This is a genomic window from Chitinophaga sp. LS1 (assembly GCF_034274695.1).
GTDB lineage: Bacteria > Bacteroidota > Bacteroidia > Chitinophagales > Chitinophagaceae > Chitinophaga.
The window spans coordinates 1,641,941-1,664,152 of sequence record NZ_CP128362.1 but is presented as its reverse complement, the minus strand read 5'-3'; the positions used below and the strand labels follow the sequence as shown (position 1 = coordinate 1,664,152).

At 44.5% G+C, this 22,212-nt stretch carries 15 protein-coding genes; 12 read left to right on the top strand and 3 right to left on the bottom strand.

The window, feature by feature from the left end; genetic code table 11:
- The first annotated feature begins 5 nt into the window (after positions 1–5).
- Together QQL36_RS06830 and QQL36_RS06825 are read left to right on the top strand one after the other, a co-directional pair.
- Positions 6–884, top strand: coding sequence for a diacylglycerol/lipid kinase family protein (locus QQL36_RS06830; RefSeq protein WP_179091114.1), 879 nt, complete (start codon positions 6–8; stop codon positions 882–884).
- Between the two features lie 15 nt (positions 885–899).
- Positions 900–1,235 carry a translation initiation factor gene (locus QQL36_RS06825; RefSeq protein WP_083722993.1) on the top strand — a complete coding sequence of 112 codons (336 nt, stop codon included), beginning with the start codon at positions 900–902 and terminating at the stop codon, positions 1,233–1,235.
- Between the two features lie 547 nt (positions 1,236–1,782).
- Here QQL36_RS06825 and QQL36_RS06820 read toward each other — a convergent pair.
- Positions 1,783–2,526, bottom strand: a complete 744-nt coding sequence (locus QQL36_RS06820; protein WP_083722994.1) for a biotin--[acetyl-CoA-carboxylase] ligase — start codon at positions 2,524–2,526, stop codon at positions 1,783–1,785.
- A 247-nt stretch (positions 2,527–2,773) separates the two neighbouring features.
- On the opposite strand from QQL36_RS06820, the gene rsfS reads away from it, so the two are divergent.
- The 5 genes from rsfS (at position 2,774) to QQL36_RS06795 (ending at position 7,231) form a co-directional block, all read left to right on the top strand.
- Positions 2,774–3,181, top strand: coding sequence for a ribosome silencing factor (rsfS, locus tag QQL36_RS06815; protein WP_083722995.1), 408 nt, complete (start codon positions 2,774–2,776; stop codon positions 3,179–3,181).
- Positions 3,182–3,225: 44 nt separating this feature from the next.
- Positions 3,226–5,250: an ATP-dependent zinc metalloprotease FtsH gene (gene ftsH / locus QQL36_RS06810; protein ID WP_083722996.1), complete on the top strand. Its 2,025-nt coding sequence runs from the start codon at positions 3,226–3,228 to the stop codon at positions 5,248–5,250.
- A gap of 6 nt (positions 5,251–5,256) precedes the next feature.
- Positions 5,257–5,892: a LutC/YkgG family protein gene (locus QQL36_RS06805; RefSeq protein ID WP_083722997.1), complete on the top strand. Its 636-nt coding sequence runs from the start codon at positions 5,257–5,259 to the stop codon at positions 5,890–5,892.
- Positions 5,893–5,965: 73 nt separating this feature from the next.
- The gene (locus QQL36_RS06800; protein ID WP_143708842.1) at positions 5,966–6,400 is read left to right on the top strand and encodes a hypothetical protein; all 435 of its coding nucleotides are present in this window, start codon (positions 5,966–5,968) and stop codon (positions 6,398–6,400) included.
- 42 nt (positions 6,401–6,442) lie between these two features.
- Positions 6,443–7,231 (top strand): UDP-2,3-diacylglucosamine diphosphatase, encoded by a 789-nt coding sequence (locus QQL36_RS06795; RefSeq protein ID WP_321569363.1) that lies wholly within the window; start codon positions 6,443–6,445, stop codon positions 7,229–7,231.
- Here the strand turns inward: QQL36_RS06795 and recO are convergent.
- Together recO and QQL36_RS06785 are read right to left on the bottom strand one after the other, a co-directional pair.
- On the bottom strand, positions 7,206–7,937 hold the full coding sequence (gene recO, locus QQL36_RS06790; protein WP_083723000.1) for a DNA repair protein RecO: 732 nt from the start codon (positions 7,935–7,937) through the stop codon (positions 7,206–7,208). The two genes, QQL36_RS06795 and recO, sit on opposite strands and share 26 nt — an antisense overlap.
- Positions 7,938–7,954: 17 nt before the next feature.
- Positions 7,955–10,096, bottom strand: coding sequence for a two-component regulator propeller domain-containing protein (locus QQL36_RS06785; protein WP_321569362.1), 2,142 nt, complete (start codon positions 10,094–10,096; stop codon positions 7,955–7,957).
- A 117-nt stretch (positions 10,097–10,213) separates the two neighbouring features.
- Between QQL36_RS06785 and QQL36_RS06780 the strand changes: the two genes are divergently transcribed.
- From QQL36_RS06780 to QQL36_RS06760, 5 genes are all read left to right on the top strand, one after another.
- On the top strand, positions 10,214–12,637 hold the full coding sequence (locus tag QQL36_RS06780) for an efflux RND transporter permease subunit (protein ID WP_321569361.1): 2,424 nt from the start codon (positions 10,214–10,216) through the stop codon (positions 12,635–12,637).
- A 182-nt stretch (positions 12,638–12,819) separates the two neighbouring features.
- Positions 12,820–13,509 carry a LuxR C-terminal-related transcriptional regulator gene (locus QQL36_RS06775; RefSeq protein ID WP_083723003.1) on the top strand — a complete coding sequence of 230 codons (690 nt, stop codon included), beginning with the start codon at positions 12,820–12,822 and terminating at the stop codon, positions 13,507–13,509.
- 914 nt (positions 13,510–14,423) lie between these two features.
- Positions 14,424–17,504, top strand: a complete 3,081-nt coding sequence (locus tag QQL36_RS06770) for a SusC/RagA family TonB-linked outer membrane protein (RefSeq protein WP_179091115.1) — start codon at positions 14,424–14,426, stop codon at positions 17,502–17,504.
- Positions 17,505–17,551: 47 nt separating this feature from the next.
- On the top strand, positions 17,552–18,940 hold the full coding sequence (locus tag QQL36_RS06765; RefSeq protein WP_083723005.1) for a SusD/RagB family nutrient-binding outer membrane lipoprotein: 1,389 nt from the start codon (positions 17,552–17,554) through the stop codon (positions 18,938–18,940).
- Between the two features lie 266 nt (positions 18,941–19,206).
- Positions 19,207–22,212, top strand: a complete 3,006-nt coding sequence (locus tag QQL36_RS06760) for a SusC/RagA family TonB-linked outer membrane protein (RefSeq protein ID WP_321569360.1) — start codon at positions 19,207–19,209, stop codon at positions 22,210–22,212.

The following is a 22,212-nucleotide window of genomic DNA, read 5'->3' as shown; positions in this document are numbered from 1 at the left end:
TAGCGTTGAGAAAGATATTATTTATCATCAACCGGAAAGCCGGTACTGACAGAGAGAAGCGACTAGAAGGCGTGATCCGGCGGTACCTGACACCTAAGGCCTTTCAAGTAGAAATTAAACACCTGGAATACCTGGGACATGGTGCTGACCTCTCCCGCGAAGCTGCATCCCACGGTGTAGATACAGTGGTAGCAGTAGGTGGAGATGGCTCCATCAATGAAATCGCACAGGGATTGGTAGGAACTGATACCGCACTCGCTGTGATACCGCTGGGCAGTGGTAATGGCCTGGCCAGGGCGCTGAAGATTCCGCTAAAAGTGCCTTTGGCATTGGAACTGATCGCCAATGGGAAGCGCAAACCTATTGACATCGGTTATGCCAACGAACACTTATTTCTTAGCAATGCCGGCGTTGGCTTTGATGCCCTCATTGCCGACCAGTTCAGAAATACGAAGAAGAGAGGATTGTGGGGCTATGCCAAGCTGGTGATCAGCAGTTTCAACAAGTACAAAGGGCCTTCCTATAAAATTGATATCGACGGGCAGCAATTGGAGCAAAGAGCATTTATGTTCACAGTAGCTAATGGTAACCAGTTTGGATATGAGTTCAAATTGGCGCCAAACGCAAGTGTCTTCGATGGCAACCTGGATATTTGTGTGGTGCCACCTATGCCTTTCTTTGGATTAGTACCTTTGGGTTTCTTTTCACTGATTGGCAATATCGACAAGACCAGTTACATGAACCATTACATGGGTAAGCAAATCCTGGTCAGGAGCCCGGAGCTGGCCTATTTGCAGGTAGATGGAGATGCAGTACCCCTTACCAGTCAGGGGGAGGTACTCTTCAGGATAGAACCCGCTTCCCTGCAGGTGATTGTTGCATAATTTAAAATTAGAAGTATGTCCAAAAAGAGAAATAGCGGCGGCGGGATCGTTTATTCCACAGATCCCAATTTTGCACCAGATAATGATAATGAACAGGAAGACGTGAACACCCTCCCTCCTGCTCAGCAGCAGTTACGTGTAAAGCTGGATACGAAGCAGCGTGCAGGAAAAGTAGTGACACTGGTAGATGGATTCGTAGGGAAAGATGAAGACCTGCAAAAACTGGGCAAAGACCTTAAAACAAAATGCGGTACCGGTGGCAGTGCAAAAGATGGGCAGATCCTGATCCAGGGTGATTACAAAGAGAAAGTGATCAAATGGTTGCAGGACTGGGGGTATAAGGCCAAATAACTTATTTCATTCTGTAAGTAAGTGGCGTATGCCCGGTCTGACTTTTGAAAAAGTGTATAAAGTTCGCAGGCTCTTCAAAGCCACGTCTGGTAGCACTGATAAAAGTTCGGCAGGGATTTGCTGAGCGCGGGTGAACAGCGAATGTACTTTTTGCAGGAGCTTTGAGGGTGGTGTTCAACCTACAATAAAATTAGCGAAAGATCGCCATCTGAATCCTGCAATAAAAAGCCCCTAACTTTACTTTTAATGGTAGTGAATAAGTTATAAACAGTTAGAAATTAAAATTATATGTTTCCCCGTTGCATTTTTTAATTTGATAAATTAACAAAATTTTCACAATTTAGTCCTACCCTTTATCAACCAAAATCTTGTTTTCATCTGGCTTTTTGATGAACTGCTATGAAACAACAACCAACTACCCGCTCTGCAGTAAACAAGATATTATAACGGATTACGTGACCCCGTCATCCAACCTATATTCTTAAACATGACCGCGGCACGTAATCCGTATCATTTTAAGTGTTCGCAACAAACAAAACCGGACATATCACTTAGGAAAAATAAATTCGATCTCCCCAAATCCGAGCGTTAAAATATTTCCTGCTTTTTCAAGGCATAATTTTCCATCTGGCAGTACATCCCTGATGATGCCTTCGAAAATCTCCCCATCCTTACGATATAGGCCGGGTTTGTTCATACGCACCAGTTTGCTCTTATATTCTTCCAGCAAATCATTATAATAAGCAGGATGTAATTGTTCAAATCTCTTGTGCAGAAACGTACACAGATCCTGTGCTAACTCCACTGAATCCCAATTCTTCCCGGTTATTTGTTTGAGTGACACCGGATTCGGTAAATGTGACGGGAAAGAAGCCTGATTGATGTTGAACCCGATACCTGTTATGGCATATTGCCATGTATTGCCACGCAGTACATTTTCGATCAAAATGCCTGCTGCCTTTCTGTCACGCCAATAAATATCATTACTCCATTTAATAGCTGTCTCATCACCAGCATATTTTGCAAAGAAATCAGCAGCACCGAGCGCTACTGCCGCACTCAGCAAAAACTGCCTGGAAAGTGGTAGCATAGTGGGTTGTAGCGCTATCGTCAAAGCGATGTTTTCACCTTTGTGCGATGACCATTGCTTTCCACGCTGTCCTTTTCCCGCAGTTTGTTCCATTGCAAACCAGGCTGTACCGGATGTCACCAGGCCTGTATTTACCTGCTCCATGGCATAGTTATTGGTGCTGTCTACTGAATCTAAGATATAAAAAGGCTGTCCTGTCATTGGAAAGAAATGGATTGGTTTATTTTTGAAAAGGCAAAGTAAATCATTTTATCTTTTCCTTAACAGTCATAAAAACGGCCTCGTGCCAAGCTGCCGAAAGCCATAGCAAGTCAGTGGTTCTTAAGCATTAACACCCGGCAAACGTTCGGTCATCACCTTGAGGTACCTTCGTTTTATTCCGGCGTTATTTCAGGCTTGTTTAGTAATTTTGACAATTAAAGTTTATTTTTAACCAAAAGAGATTTTATTGGCACCCTTAACCGTTCTGAGTACGAGAAAGAAAGCGCTTACGCGCCTGAGTAGAGAAAGCGAGATTTTTTCCACCATCATCAAGGCCATCCAGGAAAAAAAGGGAGAAAACATAGTTTCCCTGGATCTGCGCCAGATTCCTGAAGCTGTGGCTGATTTCTTTGTTATATGTGAGGCTAACTCCAACACACAGGTGCGGGCTATTGCTGACTTCGTGGAAGATCAGGTGCAAAAGCATACAGGAGAAACCCCTTACAAACATGAGGGCTTTACCGCACAACAATGGATTCTTGTAGATTATGTGAATGTTGTGGTGCATGTATTCCAACCGGAAACCAGACAATTTTATGGTCTGGAAGATATGTGGAGTGATGCCGAACGAATGGAGCATAATGAGACTAACTAATAACTTTTAACTATTACCCGACATCCGTAAAGGAGCGAAAGATTATGGAAAGAGGCAACAACTTCAACAAGGGGTCAGACAAATCGCCTAAAAAAGGACCAAAGTTCAATATATACTGGGTCTATGCCTTTATAGGTATTGCCCTGCTGGCAATGAACTGGTTTCCCTTTAACCCACCGCCCAGGGATATAAGCTGGCAGGAATTCCAGCTGGATTACCTAAAACCAGGTGATGTAGATAAGCTGGTGGTTGTAAATAAGAAATCAGTAGAGGTTTACATAAAGAGAGACCGTCTTAATGAACCCAAATTTGACAAAGTATCTAAAGGCAACTTGGGGCGTGTAAACCAGGGTCCTCATTACCGTTTTACTATTGGTAGTGAAGAAAGCTTCAAGACTGATATGGACAAGGCACAGGCCAATACCCCACTGGAAGACCAGGTGAAAGTCACCTACGAAGACAGACAGGGTTGGTTTGAACCATTCATTCAATTACTGTTACCATTGGTACTGCTTATTGGCCTCTGGATCCTGCTGATGCGTAAAATGGGTGGACCTGCCGGTGGCAGTGGAGGCCCTGGCGGCATCTTCAATATCGGAAAGTCTAAAGCAACCCTCTTCGACAAAGGTACCCGTGTCAACATCACCTTTAGTGATGTAGCCGGTCTCGACGAAGCGAAGGTGGAAGTAATGGAAATCGTAGACTTCCTGAAGAATCCGAAAAAATACACCGCCCTCGGTGGTAAAATACCAAAGGGTGCACTACTGGTAGGCCCTCCGGGTACTGGTAAGACCCTGCTGGCCAAAGCAATGGCCGGTGAAGCACAGGTACCATTCTTCTCTATGTCCGGTTCTGACTTCGTAGAACTGTTCGTGGGCGTGGGTGCCAGCCGTGTACGTGACCTGTTCAAACAGGCCCGTGAAAAAGCACCATGTATCATCTTCATCGATGAAATTGATGCGATCGGTCGTGCCAGAGGTAAGAATGTAATGATGAGCAACGATGAGCGTGAAAACACCCTCAACCAGCTGCTGGTAGAAATGGATGGTTTCGGTACCGACAGTGGTATCATCATCCTCGCTGCCACCAACCGTCCGGATGTACTGGATAGTGCGCTGCTGCGTCCAGGTCGTTTTGATCGTCAGATCTCTATCGATAAGCCGGATCTGGCTGGTCGTGAAGCGATCTTCGATGTGCATCTGAAACCAATCAAGACTTCTCCAATCCTCGATATCAAGAAACTGGCTTCCATGACTCCGGGTTTTGCCGGCGCCGATATTGCCAACGTATGTAACGAAGCAGCCCTGATCGCTGCGCGTAAAGGCAAGACGGAAGTAGAAATGGATGACTTTAACGATGCCGTTGACAGGGTAATCGGTGGTTTGGAAAAGAAAAACAAGATCATCTCTCCTGAAGAAAAAGAGATTATCGCATACCATGAAGCTGGTCACGCTATTTGTGGCTGGTACCTGGAGCATGCTAATCCGCTGGTGAAAGTAACAATCGTTCCCCGTGGTGTAGCTGCACTTGGATATGCACAATACTTACCGAAAGAACAATACCTCTATAACACCGAACAGCTGATGGACGATATCTGTATGACCCTGGGTGGCCGCGCAGTAGAAGACATCGTATTCGGTAAAGTATCAACCGGTGCCCAGAATGACCTGCAGGTGATCACCCGTATGGCCTATGCAATGGTAACCGTGTATGGTATGAACGATAAAGTTGGTAACGTATCCTTCTACGATCCGAACAGTGATCAGTCTTTCACCAAGCCTTACTCTGAAGAGACAGCAAAAATGATTGACGAAGAAGTACGTGCCCTGATCGAAAAAGCTTACCAGCGTACCAAAGCGCTATTGTCTGATAAGATCGACAATGTAAGAGTGCTGGCTGGTGAACTGCTTAAAAAAGAAGTATTATACCAGGCAGATCTGGAAAGACTGATCGGCAGACGTCCTTACGATGTACACAGAGAACACCTGGCAGCCAACAAAGGTCTGACTACTGACGGTGTGCATCCTAGTGATCTGATCAATCCTTCACCAGCTACTGCTAATGCGTAAGTTGATATGAAAGTATCTCCTGCCAAGGAAAATATTCTCAAAAGAGTAAGAAATGCATTAAGCCAGTCGGTACAGTTGCCCTTCCCTAACTCGGAGGGCAACAACTCCGTATTCGTGAAGGAACATGAAGGACTGGAAATGAAATTTGCAGAAGAATTTGCCCGCTTGCAGGGCAAATTCGTTTTTTGTACCAGTAAGGCCGAACTGCTGGAAAACCTGCAGGCACTGGCCGCCACCAGGGAATGGTCAGATATCATCTGCCAGACCCCGTCACTGATCAAAGATCTGCAGCTGAATCAACTGTCAGGCCTCAACAAAGGTGATATGCACTCTGCCAGCGCAGCCATTACTGACTGCGAAATGCTGGTGGCCCGCACAGGTACTATCGTACTTAGCGCAGCACAGCCTTCAGGAAGAGCACTATCAGTATATACACCCGTACATTTGGTGATCGCATATACTCATCAGCTGGTGTTTGACCTGAAAGATGCCATCGTAAGAATGAAAGAGAAATATCAGGGAGACCTTCCCTCCTCTATTCACTTTGCCTCTGGTCCAAGCCGCACGGCAGACATTGAGAAAACACTGGTAGTAGGTATACATGGTCCGAAAGAAGTGTATGTATTTCTGGTAGATGAATAAGTCAATTATCAGTTAACAATATTCGTACAGCGCGTGACCTCGTCATGCGCTGTTCTTTTAAATAATCAAGCAAGTGACACGGTTATTGTTTTTTATTTCCATCATCGTCATGTGCGCCTCCTGTGGTAGTGGAGGAGGTGGTAACTTTAAAGATTCTACCACCACCCTCGTCATTACGGATACCTGTGCCGTTATTTTCCATCCCGCAGGCGATAAGCTGACCTACCTGAAAAATACGTTCAGCAAGAACTCGTTTGCTGCTATGGAACAATCCAACAATGCAGCCCTGGTAGCAGACAGTGCTTACCTCGCTAAACTGGGTGTAAAGATCATCAGCACCTCTAAGCTGAAACTGAAGTTTCATAAGAAGAACGGCGAAGACGTAGACATTAACCTCATGCATGAAAAATATGCCTGGGAAGTCTTCCTGTTCGACAGCTACAATGATCCGGTAAAGGCAGATATCACCGATATCGAAACCGCCGTACAGGAAGCTGGTATCAGGTAATCACAATTTTTCTTCATCTTTGCACGCGCAATTAAAAGGCTCATGCATCATCACATTCAACTTCCGGCTGGCAAACGTGTTTATTTCGCTTCAGACTTTCACCTGGGTGCACCAGATATGGTACGCAGCAGGGATCGGGAGCGTAAGATCGTAGCATGGTTGAATGAAGTGTCTAAGGATGCTGGCCATATCTTTCTCGTAGGCGATATCTTCGATTTCTGGTTTGAGTACAAGGAGGTGATTCCTAAAGGCTATACCCGCCTGTTGGGGAAGCTGGCAGAACTGCGTGACAACGGTATTGGCATCTCAGTATTCATTGGAAATCATGATATGTGGATGAATGGCTATTTCGAAGATGAACTGGATATTCCGGTATATTACGAACCACAGACTTACGACATTGCTGGCAAGCAATTTTACATTGGTCATGGAGATGGTTTAGGCCCCGGCGATCATGGTTACAAGATGCTAAAAAAGGTGTTCCGTAATCCTGTGTGCCGTTGGTTATTTTCCCTTATTCATCCATCATGGGGTATTGGACTCGCTAACTACTTCAGCCGTAAAAGCCGCACGGCTACCGGCGGAGAGCATGAAGAAAAATTCCTTGGAGAAGAGAATGAGTGGCTGGCAGTATACAGCAAAGACATTTTAAAAACGACCCACTACGACTACTTTATATACGGTCATCGTCACCTGCCTTTAGATCTGGAGGTAGGCCCCAACAGTCACTATATCAACCTGGGTGACTGGCTGCGTTACTTCACGTATGCGGAGTTCGATGGTACGACCACTACCCTGAAGTATGTTAATCAAGAATCTCGTGCAAAATAGGTGGAGAATTCATCTCCTGGAAGTCAGGCATATGTAGCTTGAAGAAGTCCAGGTAAGCATACAGCAATCGTCTTCTTTTATCTTTATTCATCACTATTTCACCCAGTTGTTCCCATGCCTGGCATTGGAATAGCCTGTCTGTAATTTCACTATTCGCAGCATCCAGATAGTTGTTATGGTGTGGAGGCAGATCTGTAAATGAGCCTTCCTGTAAATCGAGGAACGGGGCATATTCAGAATACCTTCCATTCAGGCGGAAACCCAGTTGTTCTGCCAGTTTCAAAGTAAAATACAAAGGTATATTTGCTGCAACATTCAATGGTGCCTGATCGAGTGCCGCCAGTGCAGTTTCGGCAAAGTAATAAAGCTCCAGGTGTTGTTCCGGTTGCTTCAGACTTTTTTGTAATAGTTCTATGAGATAGAGCGCAACAGTATTCTTTACGATATTGAAGTGCAGAGAAGTGCAGATATAGCCCAGCTTAAATTCAGAAATACGCTGAATGGTTTTCTGCTCATAATGATACACCACAAGTTCAAGTATATTACCTGGCTGAAACAGGTTGCCTTTGGCTGCAGGCTTCGAAGAGCGAACGCCATTGACCATATAAGACTGGATACCGAACAGCTCTGTGAAGATGGTCACAATGGCGCTGGTTTCGCCATACTTAACCGTTCTGAGGACTATACCACGTGTTTTGTGTAACATTACAGTGCAAAAATAGGCTAATTAATAAACACTATCTTCGTTACAAGATGTTCTCCCGTCGTAGCACTGGAAGCAAATACAAGGTAAACGCCTGTCTGAGGTCGGTGACCTGTATAATCCAGCCCACTCCATAGTGCAAGACCACCTTTGGACCTCGTTTGATATACCACTCTGCCGTTGATATCGGTAATCTTCACTAATGTATTTTCAGTTAAACCATTGATGGCAATATTGCCGCTGTAGTCATGTGGCACAGGGTTCGGAAATACCAGTACGGAATCTTTGCTCATGGTTTTGCCTTCGGTGGCAGTGCCTCTGTACGACATCAAACCCTGATCGGTAGCAAAATACACCTCGCCGGTAGTAGGATGGATAGTGATACTATAAATTTGGTTGCCGGGTAGAGGACTATTGCTGGCAGTAAAGTTTTCTTCGATGCTGGTGCCGTCTTCGCTCACAAGCCATACACCGTTGTGCGTACCGACCCATTTACGGTTGGCGCCATCTACGGCAATAGCCGTCACCTGTTCATCCTGGAAAAGGTAGCCGGCAAAATTGTCCTGCTGAATAATCGGCCAGACGGCATCGCAGGTGCTACATCCTATCACGCCGATACCGGTGCCTGTTCCCACCCAGAGACTACCATTCTTATCTTTTGCTATACAGTATACATCGTTGGATGGCAGGTTGCCCTGACCACTCCCCTGTCTGAATTGTTTCCATTCGTTAGTGAGTGTGTTGTATACAAAAAGGCCGTTGCTCTGTGGAGATACGATCCATATTTGCCCGGCTTCGTCAGCGACCAGTTGGCTGATGGCATTGCCACTTTGTGCATAAGTACTGCGAAAAGTAAGGTAGGTACCATCTGGTTTTTTACATACCAGGTTGTAGGTAGCGCCATAAACGGCTATCCAGAGATTGCCGGAGGCATCGTTGGTAAGACCACTGATTTTTTGTCCTTGCAGGGCATAGGTACGGGTACCGTCGGCGGCTATATGTATCAGACCTCCCCCAAAGGAGCCGGCATACATCCCATCTCCTGTAGGATCTGGAGCCATGGTGATAATGTCATGAAGGTTATCGGTATATTGATGCCATTCCCCGCTGCTATTATAAGTATAGTAAACGCCGGCGTTATTATTAGCTACCCAGCTATCAGAAACGCCACCAGCAGGGGCGTATAGGGTATTGTTGTAAAACAGCAGCTGCCCTGTAAGTATACTGGCCGGGCCATTGAGGCTGATGGCAGAGAACTCCTGACCATCATATTGCAGCAACCCGTACAGGGAGTCGGCCACCCAGGTATACTGGTTATTCCCCGTCGTTTGGCGGATCGCTTTTAATAACGCATTTTGAATGGGGGTGCCGGCATTCCCGTCTTTTCCTATATATACAATACTGGTATCATTGGAAACGGTAAGGTAGTCACCCTGTACAGCGATGTTTGTAGCACCTGAGTAGTAGGGTATCCATGCTCCGTTATTCAAAATATAAAGACTTTGATGCTGCTGACAGATCAACTGCCCATTATAAGAAACAATATTATCCACTGTATCTGTCAACTGCCCTACCATAGACCAGTTTCTGTAATCGGAAGGGTTACTGCCAGTCAATGGAGCAGTCTTCACCCCTGCAGATGTAGCGGCATACAATTGATTATTCAGCATGGTAAAACCATATACAGAACCGATGGCATACGTCGCCGCTATTTCGGGTACTGTCGTATTCACCACCACTACCCCCAATCCAGTGCACAGGTAGGTATTAGTACCACCTGCATAAATACGGTAGATCGTCTTATCCTCAGCGGTTTGTTTGCGTTGTAAATCGGGCAGGTTATAGCTGTTGCTTCCACTCAAAAGGTCGAGGTTGCTGTTGCGGTAAGCGATCAGTACCCCGTTTTCATTGCTACAGATGGTGCTGATGCCAATATCGTGGAGACCATTCACTTTACTATACCTGGTAATGTCCTGTTCGGCGCCAGTGGTCAGGGAAAACAACCCGGAACTGGTGGCGTAATATACCTTGTCTCCTTGCATGGCTACAGAGATAGCTGGCAGGGAGGGTAACCATGACTGCCATTGTCCGATAAGGGTTTGTGCTGATAGCAGCAGCGGACCGAGGCACAAAAGATACAGGGAGAGCAGAAACCGGTACATGCATCAAAAATAGTTATATGTTGTTACTTTATGACAATTACTGTTATATAGGCTGAGTGCCCCATTTTTTTAGACAACTTTAATTACCTTTACGACCTACTAAATTCAACGATGCTTATGTGGCAACGCTTAGCGGGTTTCGTACTAAAATTCAGGCTCCCACTGCTGATAGCATTATTAGCAGCTACCGCAGTAATGGGATATTTCGCCAGCAAGGTCCAGTTATCTTATGAGTCAAACAAAGCCATTCCTACTGACAATCCGAAGTACCAGGAATACCTGGAATTCACAAAACTCTTTGGTCAGGATGGAAACATGGTCGTATTGGGCGTTCAGACTGACAGTTTCTTTAATGCCGGATTTTTCAGAGACTACGTAAAGCTCAATGAAGACCTCAAGAAGGTGCCTTATGTAGAGAATGTACTGAGTGTACCAGTTGCCATCAATCTGTTGAAGAACGACAGTACGCACAAACTTGTCGCACAGCCTTTATTCAAAGGTAATATTCAGGACCAGGTGGTGCTGGATAGTCTGAGTAATGTATTTCATAACCTTCCTTTTTACAAAGGGCTGTTGTACAATCCTGATACACACGCTTATCTCATGATGATCAGTGTGAACAAGCAGGTGATGGCTACAGCCGGTCGTTCTAAGGTGGTAAATGACATTATGACGCTGGGCGATGATTTCGGCGCCAGACATCATACACAGGTACGTATGAGTGGTCTGCCACTGATCCGCACAATCATGGCGGTGATGGTAGCAAAAGAGATGAAGATGTTCCTGATCCTGTCATTTGTATTGACAGCATTTATCCTCTTCGTATTCTTTCGTTCATTGGGGTCTGTGCTTATGTCAATGATCGTAGTAGCGATGGGGGTGGTTTGGTCAGTAGCAACGATTGTATTGTTAGGCTACAAGATCACATTGCTTACAGCCCTGATCCCACCGTTGATAGTGGTGATAGGGATACCGAACTGTGTATACTTCCTCAATAAATATCATACAGAATTCGCAAAGGATCAGAACAAAACCAGGGCACTGGTGCACATGATTCAGCGTATGGGTATCGTGACCTTGTTTACGAACCTGACAGCTGCCATTGGTTTCGGTGTGTTCTGCTTTACCAAGAGTTCTTTGCTGAAAGAATTTGGTATCGTAGCAGGTCTGAATATCATGCTGATCTTTGTGATCTCATTTATCTTCCTGCCATCGGTATTGAGCTATTTGCCAGCACCTAAGGTGAAGCATACCAGTTACATGAATAACCGCTTCTTCCGCGCATTTCTTGATGGGCTGAATGCATTGGTATTCAAATACAGACCTGTGGTATACATTGGTACAGCAGTGATGGTGATCGTAGCTGTTACCGGTATGCTTCGTCTGAAATCAGAAGGCTTTATGCTGGACGATGTACCGAAGGAAGACAGGTTGTATACCGATCTCAAATTCTTTGAGCACAATTTCAAGGGTATAATGCCGCTGGAAATAGCTGTAGATACCAAAAAGAAGAATGGTGTAATCAACCTGCAAACGCTGGATAAACTGGATCAGTTGTCTAAACTGGTAACATCACAACCAGACTTTGCACAGCCACTATCGGTAGTGCAGGGTATTAAGTTTGCAAAGCAGGCTTATTACAATGGCGACAGTACTAACTACGCAGTACCTAACTCATTTGATATCGGTTTCCTGGCGCCTTACCTGCGTATGAAGAATACGGGTAATGCTAGCAAGGAAGCAGCAATGTTTACAAAACTGGTTTCCAACTTTATGGATAGCAGCCGTCAGGTAGCAAGGGTGAGTGTAAATATGGCTGACGTAGGTTCCCGTCGTTTACCAATCCTCCTGGATTCACTGAAACCAAGAGTCAATGAAATATTCGATACAGCGCATTACCAGGTGACATATACAGGTAGCACGGTGATTTTCCTGGAAGGTAGTCGTTTCATCATCGATGGATTGATGGAGAGTATTCTGCTGGCCTTTATACTCATCATCTTCTGTATGCTGTATCTGTTCCGTTCATTCAAGATGCTGATCATCTCCCTGATTCCGAATATCATTCCGCTGGCACTGACAGCAGGTGTGATGGGTTGGGCTGGTGTACCGCTCAAGCCATCTACGGTACTGGTGTTCAGTGTGGCGCTGGGTATAGCGATTGATGTAACGATTCGTTTCCTGGTGAACTTCAAGCAGGAGTTACCCCATCATAATCTGGATATCTCTGCGACAGTAAAACAGACTATTCATGAAACAGGTTTGAGTATAGTATACACTTCCCTGATCCTGTTTGCAGGTTTCATGATCTTTGCTTTCTCTCAGTTTGGAGGTACCAAGGCATTGGGTTGGTTGACATCACTGACATTGATACTGGCGATGATTACGAATTTAACAATTTTGCCTGCTTTGTTGTTATGGATGGAGAAAGGGTTGATAAAGAAGGCGCAGAAGAAACAGTTGTGGAATACACTGGATGATGAAGAGGATGTAGATATGTCTAAACTTGGTTTAAAAGACCGCGAGCAAGGCGAAAAATAGCGGCTAAAAAATATCCAAATTAGCTAAAAGCTCAATGCCAGCGCGCTGGCATTGAGCTTTTTAGTTTCAAATAATCTAGTGCGGGGCACTCATCCCCCCCTTTTAGCCGTTTGTATAAAAGGGTGTATTATACCCATTAAAAAATAAGAGGTTTATGATGCCATTCTAACCACTTTTAGTTCATGAAAAACAAATACTTAAAGGGCGCTCATTTATCTGAGCGTAAATTTAAGGAGATACTACGGCTATTTGCCGAGGATCTCACGGCCACTCAGATTGCCAGCATAAGTGGAGTAAGTCGGGTTACTGTTAACAGTTATCTTAAGAAAATCAGACAACAGATAGCCCGGCATTGTGAATCTTTATTGCCAACCGACCCCTTACGTTCAACTACTACTGAACGGAAAGCAGTCCCAGCCACTCAAGACTCCGACTCCCCAGTTCCCGTAAAAACAGATGTCAGCCGGAATATCAAGCCAGTTGTCTTTGGTATCTATCGCGCATCTGACCGTCTGCATACTGAGATTTTGCCCGATGTAAGCCGTTCCATGATTCATTCTGTAGTCAGGAGTAACCGATCAATATTGGAGACCCAGGCTGCAGCAGACAAGATCCGGCGTTTCAGCAATGTCGCTGATCTGGGGCAATACAGGCTTTACAATCTTGAAAATGAGGGAACCAACAATGCCTCCGAGGATGTAGATGCATTCTGGGGGCTAACCAAGCATCGTCTGGCCAAATTCAAGGGTCTGAACCGCAGCACGGTATATCTTCACCTGAAGGAATGTGAGTTCCGGTACAATAACAGGAATGAGGATATCTATGAAACGCTGTTGGAATTGTTGAAGACACAACCACTTAGCCTGTCGTAAGGGAAAGTGGACAATTCGGGGAGGGAGCGCTGCCAGCCTTTATAAGAGGGCCGGCCAGCGGTATGTATATGTGGAATGCTGATCAATTTCCCCTTTAAACTGTTATTAGACGTACATTTTTATTTAAATCTGGTTTAACCCGGATTTAGATTTTGGTTGATGAGCGCGCAGGCGGTAATCATACCGCTTGCCCTTTAATGTTTTATTTAATATGACTTTATCAAGATAAAAAAATAGGGTTTCTATAACATTATTTTGACAATATGTTGAAACTTAACTTAGACAAGTAGCCCCTTGAAACCCTCTATATTATTCTGTTATTACAATTATATGACAAAAACTACCCGGGATAACATGAAAATTGTATATGGGTTTTAACATTTTATTAAGTATCTTGCCGACCTATTAAATAATAATAAAGTAACATTACAACAACAGAAATCTAAGCCAAAATCAATTGTAGATGTAAGAAGCTGCTGAGACGGATATGTATTGTGCATACAACCCAATATTATGACAACATAATCACGTGAGGTGCTTACTGAACAAAACTTGTGAACTGTATTTTGGTGCCCGGAAATATTGCATGGAGACGTGTAGTAAACTGTTAATTTTATTGGTTTTGCTTAAAGATGATCTAACAAAGTCAGGACTTATTATTATTTGGTTACACAGAATTAGGGGTCGCTTGTATTCTATTTAAACAGCATTGACAGTAACGGGGGAGAACGTGGAGACGTTAAAATGAACAAGAGAATTACCTGTTTGCTTATGAATTCTATACTGCTTTGTTATGCGCTGTAGTGGCGTGGGAAATGGTTTTTGCATTTTTATGAATTGAATATTGCTTATTGCTTATGAGGAATACTGATATAATTGTTAACAAGTTCATTTTATCAAATCAATTATCTTTTATGAAGAAAGGATTACTCCTATGGCTGTTCGTGGCCATGAGCGTGTTGCACACGTTCGCACAAACACGAACAATTACGGGAAAGGTAACTGATACCAAAGACGGGTCTCCCTTACCTGGAGTGTCAGTTATAGTGAAGGGAACTGGCAAAGGTACAGTTACAAGTGCCGATGGTAGTTATAAAATTGATGCAGGTGCAAACGATGCGCTGATATTCTCCTTCATAGGATATGTTAACCAGGAAAAAGCCGTAGGCGGTGCAGCAAACATTTCTGTAGCCCTCGGTACAGATAATAAACAACTGAATGAGGTTGTGGTAACCGCACTGGGTGTTTCTAAACAAATGAAATCCCTGGGTTATAGCGTTCAGAAGATCGGTTCTGATGAGCTGATCAACTCTAACGAGCACAACGTAATCCAGGCGCTGGCTTCCAAGGCTGCCGGTGTACAGGTAATAGGTTCCGGTGGTACACCGGGTGCATCTACCAAGATCATCATCCGTGGTAACGCTACTTTCAACCTGGATAACCAGCCACTGATCGTTATCGATGGTGTGCCTATGGATAACAGTACAAACTCTACTGCTGCAAGAAACTACCCTTACAACTCTAACCTGCAGGGTGTAAACAACTCTAACCGTGCGTTGGATATCAACCCTGACGATATCGCGACCGTAACCGTACTGAAAGGCCCTGCTGCGGCAGCCTTGTATGGTGCAAACGCTGCTTCCGGTGCGATCATCTATACTACTAAAAGAGGTCGTTCTGGCGCTACCAGGGTAAATTACAGCTTCAATGCTGGTTTTGATAAAGTAAGCCAACTTCCTGACGAACAACATATTTATAGCCAGGGTGCTGCTGGTACTACTCCAGTATACGACCCAGGAGGTCTCGCTACCAGTTCTCCACAAAGCTGGGGCCCATTAATCAGTTCTGTAAGCGGTGCTAAATCATACGACAATACTAAAAACTTCTTTAAGACTGGTCAGAACTTCACACACGATGTATCTGTAACCGGTGGTAACGAGAATAGTTCTTTCCGTTTGTCCCTGAACCGTGTGGACCAGCAAGGTGTGATCCCTACTACTGATCTGCAGAGAACTACTGTACGTGTAAACGCGGACTCTAAAATCTCTGACAGGTTGACAATGGCAGTATCTGCTTCTTATGTACTGACTGAAGGCACTAAAGCACAGAATGGTTCTAACACTTCCGGTGCAATGTTGGGCTTGATGAGAGCTCCTGCATCCTGGAATTTGATGGACTACCAGTTCTCTGATGGTTCCAGCAAAAATTACTACCTCTACTACGACAACCCATTATGGAGTCTGTATAACAACCCTTACAAAGATAAAACTGACCGCTTCTACGGTAACCTGAATACAACCTTCAAAATCACTGATTGGTTGTCAATAAGCAACCGTACTGGTGTTGATATGTACACCCAGTTCAGCAAACAGGTATTTGCAATCGGATCTGTTCAGATCAGTGATTACCTGGGTCAGATCGAAGAAAATACCTTCACCAGCAGAGATCTGTATTCAGATCTGATTCTGAGTGGCCATAAGACTTTTGATAAACTGGATGTAACTGCTAACTTAGGTGGTAACGTTTTACAGCAACAGGGGCAGAATGATTATAGTAAAGGTACTCAGCTCTCTATTCCTAATTACTATAACCTGAATAACGCTTCTACGCTGTATGCTGATAACTCTACTACAATCAAGAGAACATCTGCATTATATTATGATCTGGAATTTGGTTACAAAGGCCAGTTCTTCCTGACTACTACCGGGCGTAACGAGTGGTCTTCCACTTTCGGTAAATCTAAAAACAATTTCTTCTACCCTTCAGTAAGTGGTAGCTGGGTATTTTCTGAGATTGTACCTGTTAATAACGTAATCACATACGGTAAAATCCGTGCTGCGATAGCTGCCGGTGGTAAGAGCCCTGCTGTTTACTCTGCAAATACAGTGTATACCAGCCCAACCTTCGCGGATGGTTTTACTGATGGTAACTACTTCCCTTTCATGGGTCAGAACGGTATGAGCCTGAGTAGCACACTGGGTAACATCGGTCTGAAACCAGAAAGAAGTGTGGAAAAAGAATTCGGTCTGGATTTCAAATTATTCTCCCGTGTGAATGTGGAATTGACTTATTATAATAAGACATCCACCGACATCCTCGTATACAGACCAATCGCAGGTTCTTCTGGTTTCCAGTACATTCTCGATAACGCTGGTAAAATGCGGAACAAGGGAGTTGAAGTAATGGCATCTGCTGATGTGGTGAAACTGAAAGACTTCACCTGGAATGTGCAGATCAACTTCGCTAGAAACAAAAATACTGTATTGGCATTGGCTGAAGGTGTTGATGAAAATAGTGTTGAATCTGCCTTCACTTCTATCGGTTCTTATGCTATCGTAGGTCAGCCTTATGGCGCACTGTACGGTTCTAAATGGGCACGTAATGAAGATGGTCAGATCATCATTAAAGCAAATGGTTTACCTCAGGTAGCAACCGCTAGTGGTAACCTCGGTAACCCTTTCCCAGACTGGACTGGTGGTGGAAGAACTACCTTCACTTACAAGAACTTCACCCTGTCTGCTCTGTTTGATGTAAGACATGGTGGTAAGCTCTGGAATGGTACCTATGCAAGAATGAACAACCTGGGTAGAACAGCTGAATCTGCAGACCGCGAAAGAACCTATGTAATTCCAGGTGTGGTATTAGGTGCTGACGGTAAATATACTGCAAATACAACAGCAGTTTCTGCACAGAACTACTTCCGTGTTTATAAAGGTGACGCATCTGGTTATGCCGTTGAAAACGCTGTTGAAGATGGATCATGGGTTCGTCTGCGTGAGGTGAACCTGGGTTATAAATACAAGTTCGGAAACGCTAGCCCTATTAAATCTGTAGAACTGACACTAACTGGTCGTAACCTGTGGTTACATACCAAATATAAAGGTGTAGATCCTGAAACCAGCTTAACTGGTGCCGGCTCTAACCTGACTGGTTTTGATTACTTCAACAACCCAGGTACTAAAACTTATGCAGTTGGTCTGAGAGTTGGGTTCTAAGGTGTGCATTAAAAGGTATTATTGAAAATAATTACAACGACTAAGTCATGAAAAAAGTCTTAATATTCTTAGCATTACCGCTGTTATTCATGGCGGAAAGCTGCTCAAAGTTCACAGAAGGTTATGGTGAAAGCCCTAATAACCCAACAGTTGCAACTCCGCCGCTGATCCTGTCAGCAGCAGAACTGGGCCTTTACAGCACCTACACAGGTACCCTGTCAAGAATCTCTGCTACCCTGACTCAACAAACTGGTGGTGTATCTAACCAGATGCTGGAAATCGATGAGTACCAGCTGCTGAATACTGCTAATACAAACGACTGGAACAACCTATATAATAATGTTGTTCAGCCCGCAAATGACCTGATCGAAAATTACGGCGCTACCAACGAACAGTATGCTGCTGTAATGAAAATCATGAAGGCAATGGCACTGGGTGTCGCTACTGATATATGGGGAGATGTACCTGCTACCGAAGCTGGTTTGGGTAATATTACCGGTAACACTACTCCTAAATTCGATACACAGGAAGATGTCTATGCTTACCTTCAGACGCTGCTGAGCGAAGCAATCACTACCCTGAATGCTACCGATGGTACTAACAACTACACAATGGGTTCTGACGACTTCATCTTCGGAGGCGATCTGACTAAATGGGTAAATACTGCGCACATCCTGCAGGCTCGTTTCGCTAACCGTTTGAGCAAAGGTGATGCTACTGGTTCTGCAACTACTGCACTGGGTTACCTTTCAAGCGTAACTGATGCTGGTGATGCCATGGCTGTTTATGGAACTGTTACCGCTGAACAAAACCAGTGGTATGCATTCAATACAGATAGAGCGAACTATATCAAAATGGGTAAATTCCTGGTTGATATGTTGCAAGCTGACAGCGATCCTCGCTTGCCTTACTATGCAGATACAACAGCCGCTGGTATTTATGAAGGTGCTGCTCCTTCTTCCGAAAATACCACAGCTTCCAACGTAGGTTCTTACATCGCTGGTGCTGGTTCACCAATTCCTTTGGTGACTTACTCCGAAGCCCTGTTCATCAAGGCTGATGCTAGCTTCCGTCTGGGTAACCTGGGCGATGCTGCTACCTACTACAACCAGGCTGTGATCAAGGCTGTAACCCAGGTGACTGGTTCCGCTCCTGATGCTACTTACATCGCTGCTCACGCTTCTGCTACAGCTGCGACCATCACAGAAGAACAAATTGCCACCCAGAAATATATCGCACTGTTCACACAGATCGAAACATGGGCTGAATGGCGCAGAACTGGTTACCCAACGCTGACTCCAAACGCAGACAACGTAACCGGTACTAACGCAATTCCAAGAAGACTGCCTACTGAAAATAACGAACTGCTTTACAACAAAGCAAACGCTGTCAACCATGATGACATCTTCGAGGCAGTATGGTGGGATGCATTGTAATCCTTTCAACTCTTAATATCAAAAAGGCGTGTATCTCTAAGATGCACGCCTTTTTTAATTGTTATTTCTCCCCCGATTTTTTATATTAGTACAGACTAATAATCCAAACTCAAAATAGCTAAGAACCAAAATCTGAACACAACGATCCATCATTTTTAAAAGCCAAAGAATACCTATTTGTAGCCATCATCGTGCCCATGTGGCGTGCAGTTCCCTTATGTATGCACCTATCATAACCCACTTTGATCTTTTAAATTAACTCCCTCATGAAAACATCTGTACTCCTATGGCTATTACTAGCCATCAGCGTGGTGTCCACGCATGCCCAAACCCGTACCGTCAAAGGAAAAGTAACCGATGCCCGCGATGGTCAACCTATCCCACTTGCCACCATCAGAATAGCAGGAACAAATAAAGGAACTACCACCGATCAGCAAGGTAATTTCTCTATCAGTCTGGAGCCTGGCCAATCTCTTCAGGTATCGTCTGTCGGCTATTCATCCGTTACTGTCGCAATGACCGGTCAGACAAATGTATCTGTAACCCTGGGGACGGACCAAAACGTATTGAGCGAATACATCGCTACTGGTTACACAAATACCAACAGAAGAACCCGAACCAGCGCTGTTGGTGAAGTCACTGCCGAAGACCTTGAGAACAAAAACTACGTTGATATTAATCAGGCATTACAGGGCCAAACGCCAGGTGTTTTCGTTGGCGGCAACTCAGGTATGCCCGGCGCTATTCAAACTGTCAGAATCAGGGGAATAGGCTCTATTAGCGCCGGTTCCTCTCCACTCTATGTTATGGATGGTGTGATCATCGATGGTAGAGACCTGAATGCCGCAGGTTCACTGGGAGTTCAAAGCAATGACCTGCTGGCAAATCTGAACCCCAATGATGTGGAAACTATCACCGTGCTGAAAGACGCATCCGCTACTGCCCTCTATGGGTCCAGAGGCGCTAACGGCGTCATTGTGATTACCACCAAAAAAGGTAAATCCGGTGTTTCTACAATCGGCATCAATGCACAATATGGTAAAACAGAAATGACCAGAGGCCACGCTGAATTAATGACACCTGCCGAAGCCCTGCACTACGACAGAGATCTGCTGGCCATCAATGGCACATCTCAGGCAGATATTGATGCACAGTTTCCCATGTCGCTACTCGACAACGCCTTTGACTGGGGCAAAGCCGGCTGGCGAAGAGGTACTAACCATGTACTCGGTGTTACCAGTTCCGGTGGTACCGAAAAAGCGAAATACTACGCCTCCGGCGGATATGAAAAGGTTGATGGTCCAATGATCGGCACAGGTATGAAACGCTATTCTGTAATGTCCAACGTGACTTCCAAAGTGAATAACCAGATCGACCTGGCACTCAACCTGAACCTGTCCTATACTGACTATAATTCTGCAGGTGGAGGAAATTTCTATTCCAGCCCTATTTTAGGCGCTTTTTTCGTCTCTCCCTTCCAGAGTCCTTACAAGCCAGACGGAAGTATGTATACGGGCAACGAAACGGAGTTTAAAGCGGTTTCCAAGAATAACTTCCTCTACTCCTATTCCCGCAACTCAAATAAGCTGAATAATTTCAGAGGTCTGGGTGGCCTGACAGTATCTTATACATTTACTGACTGGCTAAAGATCTCCGAAAAGGTAAATATGGACCTGGTATATGGATATGCACATCTGTTCACTGATCCTACTACCCACGATGGTTATAACAGTGCAGAACCCCTGAAGAGTGGTGATATCTTCGACCAGTTAGTGCGCAATACAACGTTGACCAATCAGCTCTCTGCCTCGGGTAGCATTCCGCTTGCAAAAGATCATTCCCTCAACTATATCGCGGTGATGGAATACGATCGCTTTAACAACATCAGCTTTGGTGCAGAAGGTATCGGTCTTGTATCCGGTAACCTGAAAGTACTGGATGTGACCTCTACACCTCAGGATGTGAATGGTAACGGTACTGACTATACATTTGTGTCTTACTTAGGACAACTCAACTATAATTACAAAGGTCGTTATACACTCAATGCCACCTATCGTAATGATGGCTCTTCCCGTTTTGGCGTAAACAAACGCTTTGGTAATTTCTACTCTGTCGGCGCTTCCTGGATACTGATAGATGAACCTTTCATGCAATCGCAGAAAATCTTGTCCGATCTGCGTTTGCGAGGTAGTTATGGGCTCACCGGTAATGCCGACTTTGACAACTTTGTCGCTACTGCATTGTATGCATATAATACATCTTACAATGGTGCACCTGGCAATGCACCAAGCACCATTGGCAACAAAGACCTGACCTGGGAAAAGAATAAATCATCTGACATCGGCCTGGAAGCAGCTGTGCTGAATAACAGACTCAAACTGACGTTCGATGTATACAAGCGTATCACAAATGGTTTGTTGATGAATACACCTGTATCGAGTACCAGTGGCTTCACACAGCAACAGGCGAATGTGGGCAGGGTACAGAACAAAGGAATTGAAGCTATGCTGACCAGCACGAATATAAAATTCAATGGATTTGAGTGGCAGACAGAACTCAACTTCTCTATGAACAGAAATAAGATCCTTGAATTGTATGGCGGACAGGATATCACAGGTTCTATTTCAATACAGCGTGTCGGTTATCATGTAACCAGTTGGTACATGGCCAGGTGGGCAGGTGTTGATCCTGAAAATGGAAACCCATTATGGTACACTATCGATAACAAAACAACCAGTAGCCTGAATGCTGCAAACAAAGTAGTGGCGGGCAATGCAGAACCAAGATATATAGGTTCACTGACTAACAGATTCTCCTATAAAGGTATTGGATTATCATTTATGTTTTACGGTCTGACAGGCAATAAAGTGCTGAACCAGACAAGGGCAGTATCAGATGCAGATGGTGTATACTTTGGTTACAATTATAGCAAACAACAAGGACAAAATTACTGGCGTCAACCGGGTGATATTGCAGAACGACCTAAGCCTAAAAAAGGAGGTAATAACTCTGCAAGTTCCGTTACTTCCAACAGGTTTTTAGAAGACGGTAAGTTCCTTCGACTCAAGGATGTAACGCTCTCTTATAATCTGCCTGCAAGATGGTTAAAACATGCAAAAATTACAAAGGCATATGTATTTGCAACAGGTACCAATTTAATTACATGGACAGGCTATACCGGCTGGGATCCGGAGCAGGATATTACTGCCAATGAAACGTTCAGATATCCTCCTTCAAAGACCGTAAGTCTGGGTTTAAATGTAAACTTCTAA